The organism is Acinetobacter sp. RIT698, from assembly GCF_009668065.1.
GTDB classification, from domain to species: Bacteria; Pseudomonadota; Gammaproteobacteria; order Pseudomonadales; family Moraxellaceae; genus Acinetobacter; species Acinetobacter guillouiae.
Genome location: NZ_WJYH01000009.1, coordinates 25,279 through 43,455 on the forward strand (window position 1 = coordinate 25,279; position 18,177 = coordinate 43,455).

Genomic DNA, 18,177 nt, shown 5'->3' on the forward strand with positions numbered 1-18,177 from the left:
AACTTAACGAAGACAAATGGACTTTGTTGAGTGAGTAAAAATCAATGACTGATGAACAAACAGTAAAGTGCCCAAAGTGTGGCGCTACAGACTTAGAACGCCGTGACCATGAACAACTTTTAGGCAAAGCAGGCAGTGTATTATTGACTTCTGCGGGTGCAGCAGCAGGAACTGTAGGTGGCGCTGCCTCTGGTGCTTCAATTGGTGCGGCTATCGGAACGGTTGCAGGTCCTTTAGGCGTTATTGTTGGTGGAACTGTAGGAACCTTCGTAGGCGCAATCAGTGTTGGAATTACAGGTGGATTTCTAGGAAATCGCTTTGGTAAACGAGCAGGTGTGATTGTTGACCAAAATATCTTTTTTGATTACCAATGTAAAAAATGTAATCATCGCTTTAATCTAAAATAACAAAATATAAAATATCAATATGATAAAGAACTTCTCTTTTTATCCATTAGACGCCAGATAAAAGAGAAGTCTTTGAATTTTATCTAGATCTCGCAAGAGCATCAAAAATTATGGGTTTAACTTTTTAACCGTTTCACCTAGACGTTTGCCCTGTTCTGCACATAAAGCTTTTTCATCCGAACTTAAGTTTTGGTCATGACGTGGTCCACTGACGTGACTGACTCCATACGGCGTACCGCCTGATTTAGTGTTGGATAAAGCTGGATTGGCATTGGTCAGCCCCATGATCATCATGCCATGATGAAACAATGGCGGTAACATCGTTAATAATGTGCTTTCCTGTCCACCATGCATTGACCCTGACGCGGTAAATACACAAGCAGGTTTATCGTGTAATGCACCATTTAGCCAAAGGCTGGTGGTTTGATCCCAAAAGTATTTCATTTCAGATGCCATATTGCCAAAACGTGTTGGTGAACCTAAAGCCAATCCTGCACAATTTTGTAAATCATCCAATGTACAATAAATATCGCCATGTTCTGGAATACTGGCTTCCGCTTCTTTCACAACAGTGGAAAGATTAGGCACAGTGCGAATTTTTACTGCGACACCCGCTGCTTCTACCCCGTTGGCAATCAAGTGTGCCATCTCTTTGGTAGATCCATATTTACTGTAATAGAGTACGAGAACATAAGCTTGCATAGAGATTTCTTGATTTCAACATAAGAAAATAAAACTATACGGTATTTTTCTGCTTTTTTGGGTAAGCTAGACAATGAAAATGCAAGATATGCCGAAAAATAATTGAGATCAAAGATATATATGCTTGAATTACTTAAAAAACTACCCTTCTATGAAAAAACTTGGTTTCAATTCATTCTTTTTGTACTTGGTCGTTTTGAAGCAGATCGTTGTCGTGAACAAGCGGGATCGCTGACCTATACGACATTATTTGCTGTTGTTCCAATGTTGACTGTTTTCTTGGTTATTATCTCATCAATCAAAGCCTTAGAGCCTGCTAGACAGCAACTCCAGCAGATGATTTATAGTAATTTCTTGCCGAAAACCAGCATTGCTTTTGATAAAGCTTTTAATGTCTTTACCGAGAACTCAAGTAATTTAACTGTTATTGGTGTGCTGTTTTTATTCATTACCACAGTACTGATGCTTACCAGTATCGAAACGGTTTTTAATCGGATTTGGCGTGTTCAAGAAACGCGTAATGGCATCATTGGCTTTATGCGTTATTGGACCATTATTTCTTTAGGCCCGATTTTATTGGGGAGTGCCTTTGTCATTTCATCAACATTGGCCTCTATGAATGTTTTAAGTAATAACTTTGCAGGTTATGAAGTTGATGGTACAGCGTTACTTGGGGTCATTTCGTTTGCACTGACTACTTTAGGCTTTTTCATTTTATATTGGACGATTCCAAATCGCAGTATTCCTGTTCGAGCGGCCGCGATTGCAGGTCTTTTTGGTGCGATTGCATTTGAGCTACTTAAAAACTTATTTGGTTTTGTTATGGCAAATTTCACCAGCTATACCCTTGTTTATGGTGCTTTTGCTGCTGTACCAATTTTCCTGTTGTGGATCTTTTTATCGTGGAATATCGTCTTATTGGGTGTGGAAATCAGCTATGCCCTTACCGCATTTCATACAGGTAAAATCCAAACCCGCCATCCTGTGTTGATGATGCTCGATATTCTAGAATTATTTTATAAAAAACAGAAAACGGGTGACGTGGTGACTGATGCAGAAGCACTAAATATTTTAGGTCGTGGTGAAATTGGACGCTGGCCAGTTTATATACAACTTCTAGAAAAACAGAATTTGGTTAAATGTACTGACAATAATGAATATGTGCTGGTCAGAAATTTAGATGAAATTGATTTCTGGTCATTCTATACATCATTGCCTTATACCCTCCCTCGTCGTCATGATGTTGAACATGTCCATGATGATGATGTTTGGATGAAACATATCGGTCCAACTTTAATTGAATCCGATGAATATTTGGCCGCTAAATTATCAATTCCACTTTCAACCATTTTGGATGATAAGTAATTTTAACCCAGATAGATAAACAACGTCCCTTTCCAAGCAATGCCCATTGGAAAGGGACGTGATATTACTTTTTCGATGAATCGTTATAATTTCGCAATAGCCAAAACCACCGCATAAAGCGGATAAAAGACACCACAATGGTATGAACCTGTCTTTTTTATAGGATATAATTCAAAGTAGACAAAAGATCTTTTTATTCAGGCAATCTTTGCATGACGATAACAAAAACCAGCGATAAAAATATACTGACTCAACTCAGTACCAATGATGAAATTGTTGCACCGCTGTGGCTTATTTTTCGACATGATCCTGCACTGTCTGTTTATCCTGAACATGGGCATGCTTGGGGCGAATTTATTTATGCCTTTAATGGGGTGATGGAAGTCAATATCGATCAAATTAATTATATTACGCCACCTCCATATGGAGTTTGGTTACCGCCAAATACGCAACACAGTGGTTTGAACCGGACTCCTGTTTCCCATGCAACTTTGTATATCCACCAATCGTTATGTAGTGCCTTACCTCAACAAGCTGGGATTCTCTTAACCTCACCCTTGGTTTCAGCGATTTTACAGCACATCAAACAACACCCAATGCAAGCATCTGAGCCTGAATATTTGCGACTGTTACAGGTATTACTTGATCAATTACAACATGCTGAGTTAATCGGTAGTTATTTACCCCATACCAATCATGTTGCCTTAAAACAAGTTTTGGATTTTTTACATGCCCACCCTGCTGACCACAGTACCCTAGAGGCCTTAGCCCAACGGATTAATATGACTGAACGTACCTTGGCAAGGCTGAGTCAAAAAGAGCTGGCTATGTCACTCAATGAATGGCGACAACGACTTAAAGTCATGAAAGCGATGTCTATGCTCAATGAGGGAAAAACGGTTGAAAGCATTGCACTGGATTTAGGTTATGCCAATGCTTCTGCTTTTATCAATATGTTTAAACGTTGGATGATGCGTACCCCAGATCAGTTTAGAAAATTGTTGCATCACTAAATCAACTTTTTAAATTTTGAGTAGATGAAGTGGAATGATCTAAATACAGATAATCAATAATCTCCCCGACCAATCTAAATGTCGATCTAAAAATGCATGGGCTGAATTTAACTTTGGGTTATCTAGTAATTTACCAAAGTCATCCAGCTTTTCTGCTTCTTCGCTATCAAAGCGTTTCGTCCAAGCTTCTGCACGATAGCTAAAAAATAGCGATGCTGTAAATTTCAACTGATAAATAAAGCGGGATATATCCCAAAAGTTAGTGATGAATTATTGTTTTATAAAACTGTAGATAATAAAAAACCCAATGCGTATTGATTATAAATAAACACTGGGTTGCTTGAATTTTAAGTGATTATTTTACAAAAGTTTTCCAAACAAAATCTTGGCTTTGACCATGTAAAGTCATACTCAATTGATCACCAGAAGCCAATGCTGCAACACCTGCTGGTGTCCCTGTCATCACCACATCCCCTGGTTCTAAAGAGAATACTTGGCAGATGTCTGCAAGTAAGTAAGCAATATCAAAAATCAATAAAGCAGTATCTCCCTTTTGACGAACTTCATCATTTACTGCAAATTCAAAAGTAACAGCCGACCAATCTTTAATTTCATCCACACTGACCCAATCTGCCAGTACACATGAGCCATCAAAAGCTTTTGAACGCTCCCAAGGCTGGCCTTTGCCCTTTAAGTCATCTTGGAGATCACGTAAAGTTAAATCTAAGCCTAAAGTCACCGCACCAATCGCATCCAATACTTTATCTAAATTAGTTTCGCCCTTAAGTGGCTTATCGATACGTAACGTCAGTTCACACTCATGGTGGCAATTTCCCCACGCCTCATTCCAAGAGATACCGTCTTGCAATGAAATCAAACTACTGGGCGGCTTGATAAATAAGACTGGACGATCTGGAATTGCGTTACCTAATTCTGCTGCATGCGCTGCATAACTACGACCGACACATACAATTTTAGATGGACGTGTACTCATATTGTTCCCTTCTTATTGCTCAGCGTTAAAAACTTTATAATTCCAAATTACTTTTTAAAAGTATTGATAAAAATCGTTTGATCTGCGGGTGTAGCAAATGCTCGTTTAGGCACAATCACCACAGTACGATTTTTTAATTCGATCATATAGGTAAGCTTGCCTTCTGCAAATTTATCTACATCTGAATAATGATGAACTTGTTTTGGACGGCCACTACTGAATAATTCCATATAGTCTTGAAATAATTCAATACCTTGTTCGCTTTTACCAAATTGATATTTAACGAATTGGCGTTTAAACATCATCGGTAAAAACCAATACCGCATCAGCATTTGCAGAATTAAGAAAAAAGCACCTAAGCAAACATAATATTTACCCACACCCTCTAAACCGAGGTAAATCCCCCAAACCATGATTCCGATGCTGACCAAAGGCGTGAGAAATTGGCTAATTTGCTTTTTACCAAAAGTTGCCAATTTAAAACCGTCTTGAGATTCTTCTAAATTAAGATAATAACGTGCAGATAATGCAGGCTGGGTGTCTGACATAGTTGCTTCAATACAAATATTTTACGATGCCAAGATATTACACTAGATTTTTCCAGCGAGATGCGGATTTTCATCTTGTTTTACAGAACACCTCTATTTTTTAAAAGTGAATCCTTTTAGGGTCTTTCATACAAATGGTTTTTATAAGAACAAAAGATTGCCGCTTATCAAGGCGCAAAAGGAATTGTGATGAAAGCTTTTTATTTAAATATCAGTCTAGTGCTCTTAATCGGTATCAGTCAAATCAGTTTCGCGAAATTGGTCACTTGGACCGATAATATTCCCAGCGCGTTAAAGCCATTTGACAATAATGCTCAGCAAATCGCAGCAATTGCACAAGACAATATTTTAATTTATGCCCATCCAGCGACCAAGACGTCGCTACCGACATTCAGCAAACAGCCTCAACCTATAGCTAAATTTTCAACAGCAGCCATTGTTGTACCTGTAAGTAGCCAAGAAGTGGCTAAAACATTAAGCAATTACACGCAATATGTTGGGTTATTCCCGACTTTAAAATCAGCAAAAGTCATCGAAACAGCAGGACCTGTCAGTCAATTGAAATATCGTATTTCCATCCCGACACCGATACCTGTATTGAATTTTAATGAAGATGTGGTGATGCAACATCAAATTGGACAAAATAGCATTTCAACCATGGTGATTGATGGCCCAATTCCTTATGCATTAGGGAAATTTGAATGGTTCAATTTAGCTGACAACAAAACCTTAGTGACTCTGACACAATGGGGTGATTTAAACCAACCGCAGGGTTTCCTATTTAAGAAAATTTTAAATGCTTTCCCTGAAGTAAAACTGGCGATTCCAAATGGTTCGAGCGCCTTTGTTTTAGAAGCACTCAAAAATAAATATACGGCTAAAAAAGTGACGGCATTAAATGCAGGGCAACTGCCTAGCCCACAATTAAATACAGCTCAAATCAATAAAATTGTTCAGGTCAGTGCCAACGCGCAACAGCCCGTCAGTATTGTACTTAATCCTGTCACTGTACCTTATACCCATGGTCGGGAAGTTTTACGCTTTACCACAAGCTATCAATATTTAAATGCCACCCCGCAACAATTACAACGTTGGACACAACCCTTATCCTATAAAGAGATTTTTCCAAAACAAATCAAAAGTATTAAAACCACAGCGATCAACACACAAGGACAAGATGCAGACTTTAAAGTTAGTGTCGGATTGGGCGTTATTAGCATCCCATTTGATTTTAAAATGCGTTTTAGCTATCCCAAAGCCACTGAAAATAACTTCTATGCCAATGGCGGTGATCTACGTTATCTCAAAGGTCAAATTCAATTTTTACCCCAAGGCAATAACACCTTACTCAAAATGACCACCACCATCAAAATTGATGAAAAAGCACCATTTCTACTCAAAGCAGCACGCAGTTTACCCTACCATGAAATGTTACCTGCACTGGGTGCAAATGCAATTTTTGCTCAAAAAGTAAAGTAGTGCTGATTGGGCTTTTAAAACTCAATTAATCAGCCAGATGTTTGATTGTTGTGCCAATATTAAATAGGAAATATAACGGGATTGCGACCAGATCACCGACTAAAGTGACTGGGGTTAAGGCGACTTTCTGCAACAGTGTTTTAGAATGTAGTGAGTATTTGGTTTTTCCTTGTGTATACATCGCAATCGTATAGTTCTGATTAAAGTTTTGAAATTTCATATTTTTAATTTCAGCGTTTAAACCCACAATACGCCCAACCAATCCAATTTTTCTTTGATAAAATTCAGAGTTTTCCTGACCATATTCGTACTGACTCAGTCCAAGTCGAGATAACCTATTTTCTTCCTGTTCAGTTAAATTGTTTTTTGCATAATACAGTTCAATATCACCGCTAAATTGAGTTGCTTGTGGATTTTTTTGATCATCGCTTTCAGGCATTAAAGACAAGCTAAAATGCTTGGCACTCGGACGGACTGGTTTGATCCGCCAATACTTGGGGTCTAAATCAGATTGAATGGTCTCTAAAATTTCCTTATTTCCAATATCAATCATATACGCATATTTTTGCCCAACCACGATTAAGGAGCGATCTACATTGCTTCTATCATGGCTATTTTTTGAGGAGGCATTTTCTTCTAAATAGGCAAAACCGACAATTTGATCCTGATCTACAATCACACGATCTGCATGGGTTGAAACCACTTTACCCGTCGCCAACCTGCCAGAATCACTGTTATTCCACAGAATGGCGGTACATCCGATCATTTGACTGATGAACAGCACGATAAACAATGAGAAATATTTATGCATGAATGATTGGCCTTATTTTTATTATCTCGCTCATTGTGCCATTTTTAGGCACAAAAAAACCGCAATAAAGCGGTTTTTTAAATATTTTATCAAGTTGGTGCGCTCAGAGAGATTCGAACTCCCGACCCCTTAGTTCGTAGCCAAGTGCTCTATCCAGCTGAGCTATGAGCGCGACGTCTTGATGGGACGCATTATACGCCTTTTCATTTTTTTGTTAAGGATTATTTCAATAGTTAAACACCAAGTGTTTAGTATTTGGGCTATTTATCTTTAAATCGACAAAAAACCTAGGATTTATGCATTTATACACTGCTTGCATGCTGTTTCATTTGAAATTGAATTAAATATTTTTCAGTAAACAACCAAAATAAATAGCCAACTACACTCAATAGGACTCCAGCCGCACACACGGCATACCATCCCCAATGACCATAGAGTGTTGTTGCCAGTAATGATCCCACAGCACTGCCCAATGCATAAAACAACATATAAGCGCCAACCAATCGCCCATGTAATCGAATATCCGCTTGGAAGATCAGACTTTGATTAATCACATGAACTGATTGAATGGCCACATCGAATAAAATAATCGCTAAAATAAAAATCCAAATTGAAAAATATAAGCTGGTTAAAATGAGCCAAGCTCCAATCAGTAATAGAAACGCATATTGTGTAACACGCTGCGCATAGCCTCGATCAGCCAACCCACCAACACGGATTGCCATAACTGCACCGATAGCACCAATAATGCCTAAAAAACCAATCAAGCTATGTGAATATTCAAAAGGCTGAACAGATAAAGGAAACACCAGAGCATTCCAAAACAGATTTAAATTGACGAAAATGATGAAAGCAAGTACGCCTCTAATCTGTAACACTCTATTTTTAAACAATTGTTCAAACAATGAAAAGATCATCTGGGAATAAGTAGATTGCTGAATAGGATCTTTTTCGATACGGATAACAGCTAAGTATTTCCATAAAAACACACTGATCATACTCATACATAGTACAGAGAATATATATACCCCTTGCCATCCAAACCAATCCGCTAAACTACCAGACAGTACCCGAGATAAAAGTATGCCAATCAACACACCAGCTTGGACTGTACCGACGATTTTGCCACGTTCATCAGCAGCTGCCAAAACTGATGCATAAACAATTAAGCCTTGGGTCATCGCTGTGCCCAACATGCCCACAATCAGCATACTCAATAACAACGTGAAAATATGATCTGAAAAAACCAACAAGATTAAAGCTAGGCATAAAATGATGGACTGAAACAACATCAAAGATTTTCGTGGTAATAAATCGCCTAAAGGCACAATAAAAATTAATGCAATGATTGATCCCACTTGAGTCAATGAAACAACTAACCCCGCCCACGAATAATCTAATTTAAAATCTTGGGCAATCAAATCCAGCAATGGCTGTGCATAATAAACATTTGCAACACTCAATCCAGCAGCACACGCCAACAGCATCACCAAGGCTGGAGAAAGATGGGATTGCTTTTGCTCTCTTGTTTTATTGCGCTGATGATGATCTGTTTTGTTCATTTTGCACCAATCTGGTTTTAATTTGCAACCAGATTAAATTACGCAATCTTGTTTTAAATTGCAACTAGATTTATAGTCTATTTTTTAAGATGAAAGGAACGACTGATGAATCAAGACAGATATGAAGCTTGCCCAGTTGCACGGTCAGTGCAATTGATTGGAGATCGTTGGGCTTTATTGATCATTCGCGAAGCTTTTGATGGGGTAAAACGATTTAGTGATTTTCAAAAAAATTTAAATGTCGCCAAAAATATTTTATCTGATCGTTTGGCTAAACTTATTGATGCTCAAATTCTAAAGAACCAACCCGCTTCTAATGGCTCAGCCTATTTGGAATATGTGCTCACTGAACAAGGTTACGCACTGTTCCCGATCATCGTGGCATTACGTCAATGGGGTGAGCAATTTTTATTTGCTGAGGATCAACCACATTCTATTTTACTTGAGAAAAACACAGGTGATGAATTGGCACTTATGCAACCTATGACAAAAAAAGGAAAACATCTACTTGCACAAGAGACCTTTGTGAAAAAGATCAATTAAATGCAAATCATGTTTTCCCAGTTAAAGTCGATGATATTTTTAAAAGAGCAAACTTAAGTTTTAAGGGTTTTACTCAACCAATAAATCTTTTGGATTAATGCTATCACCGTAGACAGGTTTTAACGTCTTTTCATAGGCTTGCTGGATAACCCCTGCTTTAGATAATTTTTCTAAGTCTTGATTCAACCAATCCAATAATTCTTTATCGCCTTTTTTGACTGCAGGTGCAATTAAATCATGCTGACCTAAGCTGGTAATACCCACGGTGTAATTTGGGTTCTCTTTTGCCCAAGCCAGTACCAATAAATTGTCATGTGCCAAAGCCACACCACGTCCATCTTTCAGCGCATCAAAGGTCTCTGTATTCTGCTCGTACTTCTGTAATTTAATTTCAGGATGTGATTTGCTAAAGAATGAGTCTGCTGTCGTGCCTTTATTGACCAATAAAGTCTGGTCTTTAAGCTGCGCAATATCTGTAATCGGCTTAGCTTTAGGTGATACAACGCCCAAAGAAACCTTTAAATAAGGCTTGGCAAAATCGACAACTTCCTTGCGTTCAGGTGTCACGGTGAAATTGGCAAAAATAATATCCACCTTATTGGCTTTAAGGTACTCCACACGATTGGCAGCTTCCGTTAAAACAAACTGAACTTTGTTTTCATCTCCCAATAGGTCTTTGGCAACATGCTTGGCAATTTCCACATCAAAACCTTGGTTTTTACCTTGTGCGTCCAAGTAACCAAAAGGCGGCTTATCACTAAACACCCCGATACGAACCACACCATTTTTCTTAATTTGCTCGATACTTGAGCTGGTTTTTTCAGGTTCAGCAGCTTTTTCAGTTGTTGACGCGTTTTTATTACACGCCGCTAACCCTAAGCTAAGCACTGAGGCCGCAAGTAGATGAGTCAGCTGTTTTATTGATATATTCATTTAATTTTCCTCTGATCTATTTTCATATTTAAACAATGATTTCTTTTCATAGTTAAACGCTTTAATGCAATTTTTATTTCGGTGTCACATCCAAAAAGACTTGAGCATCCACAGTTCCACCGTAAACAGGCTTTAAGGTCTGATCATAAATCTTCTGAATTTCACCTGTTTTTTGTAAGCTTGAAATTTCAGTATTGAGCCAATTTAGAAGTTGGCTATTGCCCTTTTTCACTGCAGGTGCAATAAAGTCTTGATTACCAATTTGTTGAATTCCCGCCGTAAATGTTGGATTCTCAGCTGCCCATGCCAAGGCATAAGTACTGTCTTGAGAAATTGCATCACCACGACCATCTTTCAATGCATTAAAGGCATCAGTATTTTGTTCAAACTTTAATAAATTAATTTTTGGGTAATTCTTAGTGAAATAAATATCTGATGTCGAGCCTTTATTGACGATCAAGGTTTTGCCTTCAAGCTGCTGAATATCTGTAATCGTCTTGGCTTTAGGCGATACGATGCCTAAAGCAGCCTTTAAATACGGTTGAGCAAAATCAACCACTTGTTTACGTTCAGGAGTGACTGAAAAGCTGGCAAATACCGCATCTGCTTTACCCGATTTTAAAAACTCCACCCGATTAGCAGCCTCAGTCACCACAAATTCAACTTTATTTTCATCCCCAAGCAAATCTTTGGTCACTCTTTTTGCTAAAGCGATATCAAAACCTTGTGGTTTACCTGCACTGTCCACATAACCAAATGGTGGATTATCTGCAAAAACAGCCACACGAAACACGCCCTGCTTTTTAATCTGATCTAAAGATTGATCATTCTGGGTATTTTGCTCCGCTGATGCATTTGGTTCAGTTGGCTGACTACATGCGCTCAACATTCCCATACATAAGCCCACACTCAATGTTCGAACAACGTTGGAAATATTAAAAAAAATCGATGGTTGAGTTAAATAAGATAAAGCCATACATCCTCATTTTTATAGATCATTATGTGTTGCTATTAGGGTGAATATTGATGTCTAAATTACTGTTAGTAATTCAACATATTTAAAAAGGCTTTTGCCCGTTCAGTCTGTGGATGCTCAAAAAATTGTTCAGGTGTGGCTTGCTCAATAATTTTGCCTTTATCCATAAAAATAATTCGGTCTGCGACTTTTCTGGCAAAAGACATTTCATGAGTCACGATCAACATGGTCATTCCTTCATGTGCAAGTTTTAAAACCACATCTAATACTTCACGGACCATTTCAGGGTCTAAAGCAGCGGTGATTTCATCTAGCAGAATCACTTGAGGCTGCATCACCAATGAACGCACAATTGCGATACGTTGCTTTTGCCCACCCGATAACTGTCGCGGATAATCTCGCTTACGATCGTATAAACCGACACGTTTCAATAATTCGTCTGCGACTTTCTCAGCTTCAGCTCTTGTTCGTTTTTGAACTTTTAAAGGGCCTAATAAAATGTTATCAATCACATTCATATGCCCAAAAAGTTCATAGTTTTGAAACACCATGCCAATTTTTTGACGTACATCCACCCACGCTAAATCTTTGCCCAATACACCTGAGCCAGCTAAATTGATTGTGCCACCCTGAATTTTTTCCAAGCCATTGATACAACGCAACAATGTGCTTTTCCCACATCCCGATGGACCAAGGATCACCACGACTTCACCCTGTTTTACGTCCAAATCTATGCCTTGTAAAATATGACTTTCTGCAAATGATTTCTGTAAATGTTGTATAGATAACAAAGTCATGATTACTCCCAAACTTTTTCTAAATGCGTCGCTAAACGGGATAAGGGATAGCAAATGATAAAATATAAAATAAAGATCAAACCATAAATCCAAAGAGATGCATTCGGAACAATTAACAGCGAATTTTCAATAATTTGCTGTCCAACTTTAATCACTTCGACCACGCCAATCAGCACTGCCAAGGAGCTGGTTTTAATCATACGCGTGAATAAATTGATTGCGCCCGGCGTGACTCTTTTTAAACTCTGCGGGAAAATCACATAGCCCAAAGTTTGGATAGGACTCAGGCCAAGTGCATGTGCAGAATCGCGTTGATGTTGATCTATCGATGTGATGGCAGCACGGACTAAATCGCCCATTTCAGCAGTCCCCCACAATACAAAAACCACAATACATACCAGTACCGCTGAGAGCTGCCAGTTAAACCATGTTGCAAAGCCAAAATAGAAAACAAACAATAAAACCAGAATTGGAATAATCCGAATCGCTTCTAAATACAATCGACACAAACTTTTAATCAGTAAATTTTTTGACGTCATAATGACACCGAAAATCGTGCCAAAAATTGCTGAAAAAAATACTGATATAAAGGCAATTTTTGCAGTAACCCACAGCCCTTCCAGTAATCGTGCAAGGTGGCTAGGTTGAAACAAATAATCAAATTCCATGGCTCACCTTCCGACTGCGGTATTCCAGATAACTGGTGAGAATAGACACAGGCAATAAAATAATCAGATAAGACATGATCAAGAGAAACAATGCTTCTGTGGTTTTATAATCCATACCAATTAAGTCTTTGGTGACAAACAATAGTTCCACCACCGCGATGGCACTCACCACAGAACTTTCTTTAATCAGAAATAAACAATTTGCACCAATTGCAGGAATTGAAATTGCTAGAGCTTGAGGGAAGATCACATATTGAAAAACTTGCAGTGGATTCAGTCCAATACTTTCACCCGAATCAATTTGCCCTTTGGCCACAGCTTGTAAACCCGCACGAAAGGCTTCAGCCATATAGCTTCCACCTAGAAAAGTTAGACCAATGACCCCACAGCTAAATCCATCAATTTTAATCCCCAGTTTTGGTAAACCGTAATAGAGAAAAAATAACTGAATCAATAAGGGCGTATTGCGTGATAATTCAATGTAAATTTTGGCAATTTTGTCAAAGCCCCGTACCCGATAGGTAATGAGAATACTGCAAATTAAACCAACCAATATTGCGAGAATAATACTGATGATTGAGATTTTGAGTGTCGTCACCATTGCCGAAGCAAACTGTGGCATCACACTGTAGATATATTGCCAATTCAAAGAAATCGTCCAAAATAATTATTTTATTGTTACGCTCTAAAGCAGAAAAAATGATTTGGAACTATCTTACAGTGAGAATTTTTTCTAAATAAATATGATTATCAGATAAGCTTTTCTATAAAAATAATGCTGGATAATGCTTACTTTTTTACAATGAAAAAATAAGCGTAGTTAAAATTGGACAATCATCAATCCGAAGCAATTATTCGGCATTCACCACGTCTAACAATTCCATACATTCAGCACAGAAGATGACAGATTCATTTTCTAAACTTTGGATTTGCAGTTCATAGACAAAACCTGTCAGCGTGCGATTACAGCCATCACACTGTTGCAGGTTGAAATGACAAATAAAATCAACATGCTGGTAAATATAATATCCATCTGTATATTTCTTCATGTTCTTCTTTCTAAAGCTTCGGTTATTTTATTATTTTAAAGTTTTTAGCTCTAGAATAGATGTTTCAATCCTTACTCTGCGACAAGAATAGACGTGCAAAAAATAATAAAATTCATTTTATTTAAATTCCACATCAATCAATCCTGTACTATTATTTCATAAATATTCCTATAAAAATTCAGATGATAAAAGGAAACAATGGGACATTACTCAGCACTTTTAATTTCATCCAATCTCGATAGAACCACGGGTGAAATGGATGAAAATGAAACCTATCAAGCAGTTAAATACTCTATTCCATTATTTTGGTTGGCCTTATTTAAAGTTGAAGACATTACCACTCTTCAAGATGAAGATGGCTTAAGCTATTACGTCTTTCGGGCAACGATCTTAAAAAGCTGTGAAACGTTTAAATCCAGACTCAATATATGGTCAGTACTCTATAATGATGAAAAAGTAGCAACTTTAGCGCAATCATTTTTACAATATTTACAACGTACTCCAACATTTTCAGTCGAGCTTAATATTACCGATATTATGGCAATGATGATTGATCCATTTAGCATAGAAGCTAACAATGAAATGGTGGATATGATCCATTTCATCGAAGAAAAACATCGAGATCCCAAAAGTCCATCACCATCCAAATATTGGCTGCCAAAATCTTTTGAACTTAAAACACCACAAAATCGATATTTAGATATCGATGGTTTTGGAGAGTCTTTACTGCCCTGTTTTGAGGTGGATAGATGGTTAAATAATCATGAAAAGACACAACAGCCTGTTAAAAATAAACTCAATGCGTCTTTTGATGAGATCCATTTTTATCGAATGCTGCTGTCCAAAGCTGAAATCTCGCCAAACAGTTCATTCGGTTTTAAACATCGGTTTTTATTTCTGACGCGAATTAAAAATAAGGCATTACGCAAATGGCTCTTTCAAGTATTCTTCTTTAATGAAATGCTATTTTTCTGTTTATTGTGGCTTAGTCTAAGTTTAATCAGCATCTTTTTTCTTTTTAAAATTAGCACTTTTTCCTATTTAGAGATAACTAGCATTATTATTGGGCTTATTGCATTTAGCTATTTTATTTTTCGAAAAATAGCCAAGAGAATTAATATATTCAACCAACTAAAATCACCGGCCTAAAATCATCGACCTAAATTTCAGGCACAAAAAAACCGCAACGTATACCGTTAATTCTTCAAGTTGGTGCGCTCAGAGAGATTCGAACTCCCGACCCCTTAGTTCGTAGCCAAGTGCTCTATCCAGCTGAGCTATGAGCGCAATACTTGTGTTGCCAAAAGGCATTCGTTACATCATGATTAACTTATTGGTGCGCTCAGAGAGATTCGAACTCCCGACCCCTTAGTTCGTAGCCAAGTGCTCTATCCAGCTGAGCTATGAGCGCGTCATAAGTAATCGTTGGCGGTGAGAGAGGGATTCGAACCCTCGATACAGTTACCCGTATGCATCCTTAGCAGGGATGTGGTTTCAGCCACTCACCCATCTCACCGTAACGAGCCGCCATAATACAAACTAAAACCCGATTCGGCAAGTGATGACATTAAAAAAAATAGAGAAATTTACTCAATTAAATACTTTTTAAGCGATTTCCATCATTTTGTTGTTTTTTTATGCTGCAAAATAATCACAATCTACAAATACCTAGAAATTTTCTCTAAAAACTAAATTAAAAACACAATATTGCAATCAATTACGTGCAGTATTCCACTGTATGTCTTATGCTAATCCTATCTTCTGACTAGAAACCAAATACATCATGAAAAATTGGGTCGATCCTGAAGCCAAAGCTGAAGCTGAGCGTTACGACAATCCCATTCCAAGTCGTACCCTTATCTTAGAAATCATTGAACGAAAACAAGAAGCATTGTCACATGCAGATCTTGTTGAACTGCTTGAAATTGTCGATCAAAAAAGTATAGATGCGCTCAGCCATCGTTTAAGTGCAATGGTCCGTGATGGTCAGTTGATGAAAGATGGTTTTAAATATCAGCTGATGGCAGATCAACCTACCCTAGACGCTACTGTTTATGTCAACGCTAAAGGTTTAGGCGTTGCAAGCTTAGATGGTAAGAAAGATGAATTCCTTCTGCCTGAGCGCGAATTACGTCAAGTCTTCCATGGTGACCGCGTTAAAGTCCAACAAACTTCTGTAGACCGTAAAGGTAAAGCTTGGGGCTATATTACCGAAGTGACTCAACGTCGAGTTAAACAATTGATCGGTAAAGTTGCAGAATTTGAAGGTGAATACTTTATTCAACCTGCACCTCCCAATGCACATCAACCCATAACTTTAGAAAAAGAACTGATTGAACATGCCAAAGCCAAAGTCGGCGATGCATTACGTGTTGAAATTGATGACTATCCAACTCGAGATGAATTTGCGACAGGTCATGTGATTCAGTCAATGGCGGATAAAGCAGATACTGAAATCATTATCCCGCAAACCATTTTAGAATATGGTTTACCTTATGAGTTCCCAGAAGAAGTCATCAAAGAAGCTGAAGCATTTAAAGAACCTTCTGCAAAAGATCGTCAAGGCCGTATAGATTTACGAGATTTGCCTTTAGTCACCATTGATGGTGAAGACGCACGTGATTTCGATGATGCAGTCTATGCGGAAAAACGTCCTGGTGGTGGCTATCGTGTCGTTGTCGCGATTGCAGATGTCAGTCATTATGTCCGTGTTGGTAAACCTTTAGATGATGAAGCGCAAGAACGTGGTACATCGGTGTATTTCCCACACTATGTATTACCAATGTTGCCTGAAGCACTTTCAAATGGCTTATGTTCTTTAAATCCACATGTTGACCGTTTATGCATGGTGTGTGATTTAAATTTAAGTCGTGCTGGTAAAGTGACTAAATTTGAATTTTATCCGTCAGTGATGCATTCAAAAGCACGTTTAACCTATACCCAAGTTGCACAATATTTGGATGGCGACAGCAATGCGATTCCTGAAGATCGTGATGTCCGTAAATCGGTCAATACGCTCTACCAATTGTATGAAACCTTAAAAGGTTTACGTGCACAACGTCATGCAATGGAATTTGAAACCGTTGAAACCTACATGACTTTTGATGAATTGGGTGGAATTAAAGAAATTTTACCGCGTTCACGTAATGTTGCGCATAAGCTTATTGAAGAATGTATGTTGCTTGCTAACGTTGCAGCAGCGGAATATTGCTTAAAAAATGAAGTTCCAATGTTGTACCGTGTGCATGAAGCACCAGAGTTTTCACGCATTCAAAAAGTAAAAGACTTTGTAAAATTATTGGGCTTTAAATTCCCTGACCAACCGACACAAGCCGATTACCAAACGGTGATTGAAGCAACCAAAGATCGTATTGATGCACCGAGTATTCATGCGGTGTTGTTACGTTCAATGATGCAAGCCTACTATGGTCCAAAAAATGTGGGGCACTATGGCTTGGCTTATGAAGCATATACCCATTTCACTTCACCAATTCGTCGCTACCCTGACCTGCTATTACATCGTGCGATTAAAGCCAGTTTAACCAACAAAAAGTATCCACTTTCAGGTGCGGCGTTAGAAGATGCGGGTGAACATTTCTCTGCAACTGAACGTCGTGCAGATGAAGCCTCGCGTTCGGTTACTTCATGGCTGAAATGTCACTATATGCAGCAACATTTAGGCGAAGAATTTGTTGGTGTGATCAGTGCAACCGCTGAATTTGGTTTATTTGTAACCCTAAAAGACTTATATGTGGATGGTATGATTCACGTGAGTCAATTGGGCGATGACTACTTTGTTTATGATCAAGTTAGTCAAAATTTAGTCGGTCAAAATCGTGGTCAAGCCTTTGGCTTGGGTGACGAAGTCAAGATCAAAGTTGCTGGGGTTAACCTAGAAGAACGTAAGATTGATTTTGAATTGTTACAACAACTGTCGCATGCGGGCCGTGTAATCCGTAGTCGTGCACCACGTGTTGCAAAACCCGTTGCCAAAGAAGAAGTTTTTTCTGAACGTCCTGTCAAAGTTAAATCTGAATCTGACAGTGGGAATGCCAGCGAAGATGGGGAACGTCCCATTCGAAAGAAAAAGCCCAAAGGAAAACCCAGCTCTTACAATAAAAAACCTGGAAAAAGTGCTGCAACTCAGCCTGAAACAAAGGCTAAAGATAAAGTGAAGAAAAAGGCTAAAGCAAAAAAGAAAAAGTCGAACGCAAAAGCAAAGACTGAGTAATTTTACTTACCACAAAATCAGAGAGCTTCGGCTCTCTTTTTTATCATTAAAATTTTAAATTTGAATACGTCTAAAAATACTTTTCTTGTACCCTCATAG

19 protein-coding genes and 4 tRNA genes are annotated in these 18,177 nt (G+C 38.2%); 7 read left to right on the forward strand and 16 right to left on the reverse strand.

Going from position 1 to position 18,177, the window contains the following annotated elements; all coding sequences use genetic code 11:
* The first annotated feature begins 44 nt into the window (after positions 1-44).
* Positions 45-407 (forward strand): hypothetical protein, encoded by a 363-nt coding sequence (locus tag GJV03_RS05750; protein WP_004725792.1) that lies wholly within the window; start codon positions 45-47, stop codon positions 405-407.
* Between the two features lie 108 nt (positions 408-515).
* Here GJV03_RS05750 and wrbA read toward each other — a convergent pair whose 3' ends face one another.
* Complete coding sequence (gene wrbA / locus GJV03_RS05755) at positions 516-1,109, reverse strand: NAD(P)H:quinone oxidoreductase (RefSeq protein WP_004725790.1); 594 nt, start codon at positions 1,107-1,109, stop codon at positions 516-518.
* Positions 1,110-1,229: 120 nt separating this feature from the next.
* Between wrbA and GJV03_RS05760 the strand changes: the two genes are divergently transcribed.
* Both GJV03_RS05760 and GJV03_RS05765 read left to right on the forward strand, forming a co-directional pair.
* Entirely contained in the window at positions 1,230-2,474 is a 1,245-nt protein-coding gene (locus tag GJV03_RS05760; RefSeq protein WP_004725788.1) for a YihY family inner membrane protein, read from the forward strand.
* A gap of 212 nt (positions 2,475-2,686) precedes the next feature.
* The gene (locus tag GJV03_RS05765) at positions 2,687-3,487 is read left to right on the forward strand and encodes a helix-turn-helix transcriptional regulator (RefSeq protein ID WP_154129664.1); all 801 of its coding nucleotides are present in this window, start codon (positions 2,687-2,689) and stop codon (positions 3,485-3,487) included.
* Positions 3,488-3,526: 39 nt separating this feature from the next.
* Here the strand turns inward: GJV03_RS05765 and GJV03_RS05770 are convergent, their stop codons facing one another.
* The 3 genes from GJV03_RS05770 to GJV03_RS05780 form a co-directional block, all read right to left on the reverse strand.
* Positions 3,527-3,715: a hypothetical protein gene (locus GJV03_RS05770; RefSeq protein WP_154129665.1), complete on the reverse strand. Its 189-nt coding sequence runs from the start codon at positions 3,713-3,715 to the stop codon at positions 3,527-3,529.
* A 127-nt stretch (positions 3,716-3,842) separates the two neighbouring features.
* Complete coding sequence (locus GJV03_RS05775) at positions 3,843-4,481, reverse strand: fumarylacetoacetate hydrolase family protein (protein WP_004725784.1); 639 nt, start codon at positions 4,479-4,481, stop codon at positions 3,843-3,845.
* A gap of 47 nt (positions 4,482-4,528) precedes the next feature.
* Complete coding sequence (locus tag GJV03_RS05780) at positions 4,529-5,029, reverse strand: YcxB family protein (RefSeq protein WP_004816919.1); 501 nt, start codon at positions 5,027-5,029, stop codon at positions 4,529-4,531.
* 189 nt (positions 5,030-5,218) lie between these two features.
* On the opposite strand from GJV03_RS05780, the gene GJV03_RS05785 reads away from it, so the two are divergent.
* The gene (locus GJV03_RS05785; protein ID WP_154129666.1) at positions 5,219-6,508 is read left to right on the forward strand and encodes an SRPBCC family protein; all 1,290 of its coding nucleotides are present in this window, start codon (positions 5,219-5,221) and stop codon (positions 6,506-6,508) included.
* A 25-nt stretch (positions 6,509-6,533) separates the two neighbouring features.
* Here the strand turns inward: GJV03_RS05785 and GJV03_RS05790 are convergent, their stop codons facing one another.
* The 3 genes from GJV03_RS05790 to GJV03_RS05800 form a co-directional block, all read right to left on the reverse strand.
* Positions 6,534-7,319, reverse strand: a complete 786-nt coding sequence (locus GJV03_RS05790) for a hypothetical protein (protein ID WP_154129667.1) — start codon at positions 7,317-7,319, stop codon at positions 6,534-6,536.
* Between the two features lie 95 nt (positions 7,320-7,414).
* Positions 7,415-7,491, reverse strand: a tRNA-Arg gene (locus GJV03_RS05795).
* 130 nt (positions 7,492-7,621) lie between these two features.
* Positions 7,622-8,881: an MFS transporter gene (locus GJV03_RS05800; protein WP_154129668.1), complete on the reverse strand. Its 1,260-nt coding sequence runs from the start codon at positions 8,879-8,881 to the stop codon at positions 7,622-7,624.
* A 105-nt stretch (positions 8,882-8,986) separates the two neighbouring features.
* On the opposite strand from GJV03_RS05800, the gene GJV03_RS05805 reads away from it, so the two are divergent.
* Complete coding sequence (locus GJV03_RS05805) at positions 8,987-9,424, forward strand: helix-turn-helix domain-containing protein (RefSeq protein WP_004725772.1); 438 nt, start codon at positions 8,987-8,989, stop codon at positions 9,422-9,424.
* A gap of 69 nt (positions 9,425-9,493) precedes the next feature.
* On the opposite strand, the gene GJV03_RS05810 is transcribed toward GJV03_RS05805, so the two are convergent.
* The 6 genes from GJV03_RS05810 to GJV03_RS05835 all read right to left on the reverse strand — a co-directional run bounded on the left by GJV03_RS05810 (position 9,494) and on the right by GJV03_RS05835 (position 13,847).
* A complete protein-coding gene (locus GJV03_RS05810) occupies positions 9,494-10,357 on the reverse strand; it encodes a cysteine ABC transporter substrate-binding protein (protein ID WP_004725770.1) in 864 nt (287 codons plus the stop codon).
* Positions 10,358-10,430: 73 nt separating this feature from the next.
* Complete coding sequence (locus tag GJV03_RS05815) at positions 10,431-11,333, reverse strand: cysteine ABC transporter substrate-binding protein (RefSeq protein ID WP_154129669.1); 903 nt, start codon at positions 11,331-11,333, stop codon at positions 10,431-10,433.
* Between the two features lie 65 nt (positions 11,334-11,398).
* The gene (locus GJV03_RS05820) at positions 11,399-12,130 is read right to left on the reverse strand and encodes an amino acid ABC transporter ATP-binding protein (RefSeq protein WP_004725765.1); all 732 of its coding nucleotides are present in this window, start codon (positions 12,128-12,130) and stop codon (positions 11,399-11,401) included.
* 2 nt (positions 12,131-12,132) lie between these two features.
* Positions 12,133-12,798 carry an amino acid ABC transporter permease gene (locus GJV03_RS05825; protein ID WP_004816904.1) on the reverse strand — a complete coding sequence of 222 codons (666 nt, stop codon included), beginning with the start codon at positions 12,796-12,798 and terminating at the stop codon, positions 12,133-12,135.
* Positions 12,788-13,447: an amino acid ABC transporter permease gene (locus GJV03_RS05830; RefSeq protein ID WP_216070496.1), complete on the reverse strand. Its 660-nt coding sequence runs from the start codon at positions 13,445-13,447 to the stop codon at positions 12,788-12,790. Before GJV03_RS05830 ends, GJV03_RS05825 begins: the two co-directional genes overlap by 11 nt.
* A gap of 202 nt (positions 13,448-13,649) precedes the next feature.
* Complete coding sequence (locus GJV03_RS05835; RefSeq protein WP_004816901.1) at positions 13,650-13,847, reverse strand: hypothetical protein; 198 nt, start codon at positions 13,845-13,847, stop codon at positions 13,650-13,652.
* Between the two features lie 198 nt (positions 13,848-14,045).
* On the opposite strand from GJV03_RS05835, the gene GJV03_RS05840 reads away from it, so the two are divergent.
* Complete coding sequence (locus GJV03_RS05840; protein WP_154129670.1) at positions 14,046-14,996, forward strand: hypothetical protein; 951 nt, start codon at positions 14,046-14,048, stop codon at positions 14,994-14,996.
* Between the two features lie 61 nt (positions 14,997-15,057).
* Here GJV03_RS05840 and GJV03_RS05845 read toward each other — a convergent pair.
* The 3 genes from GJV03_RS05845 to GJV03_RS05855 all read right to left on the reverse strand — a co-directional run bounded on the left by GJV03_RS05845 (position 15,058) and on the right by GJV03_RS05855 (position 15,363).
* Positions 15,058-15,134 (reverse strand) — tRNA-Arg (locus tag GJV03_RS05845).
* Between the two features lie 47 nt (positions 15,135-15,181).
* A tRNA-Arg gene (locus GJV03_RS05850) sits at positions 15,182-15,258 on the reverse strand.
* A gap of 15 nt (positions 15,259-15,273) precedes the next feature.
* Positions 15,274-15,363: transfer RNA gene (locus GJV03_RS05855), tRNA-Ser, on the reverse strand.
* 264 nt (positions 15,364-15,627) lie between these two features.
* Here GJV03_RS05855 and rnr point away from each other — a divergent pair.
* The gene (rnr, locus tag GJV03_RS05860; RefSeq protein WP_178283395.1) at positions 15,628-18,078 is read left to right on the forward strand and encodes a ribonuclease R; all 2,451 of its coding nucleotides are present in this window, start codon (positions 15,628-15,630) and stop codon (positions 18,076-18,078) included.
* Positions 18,079-18,177: the final 99 nt, after the last annotated feature.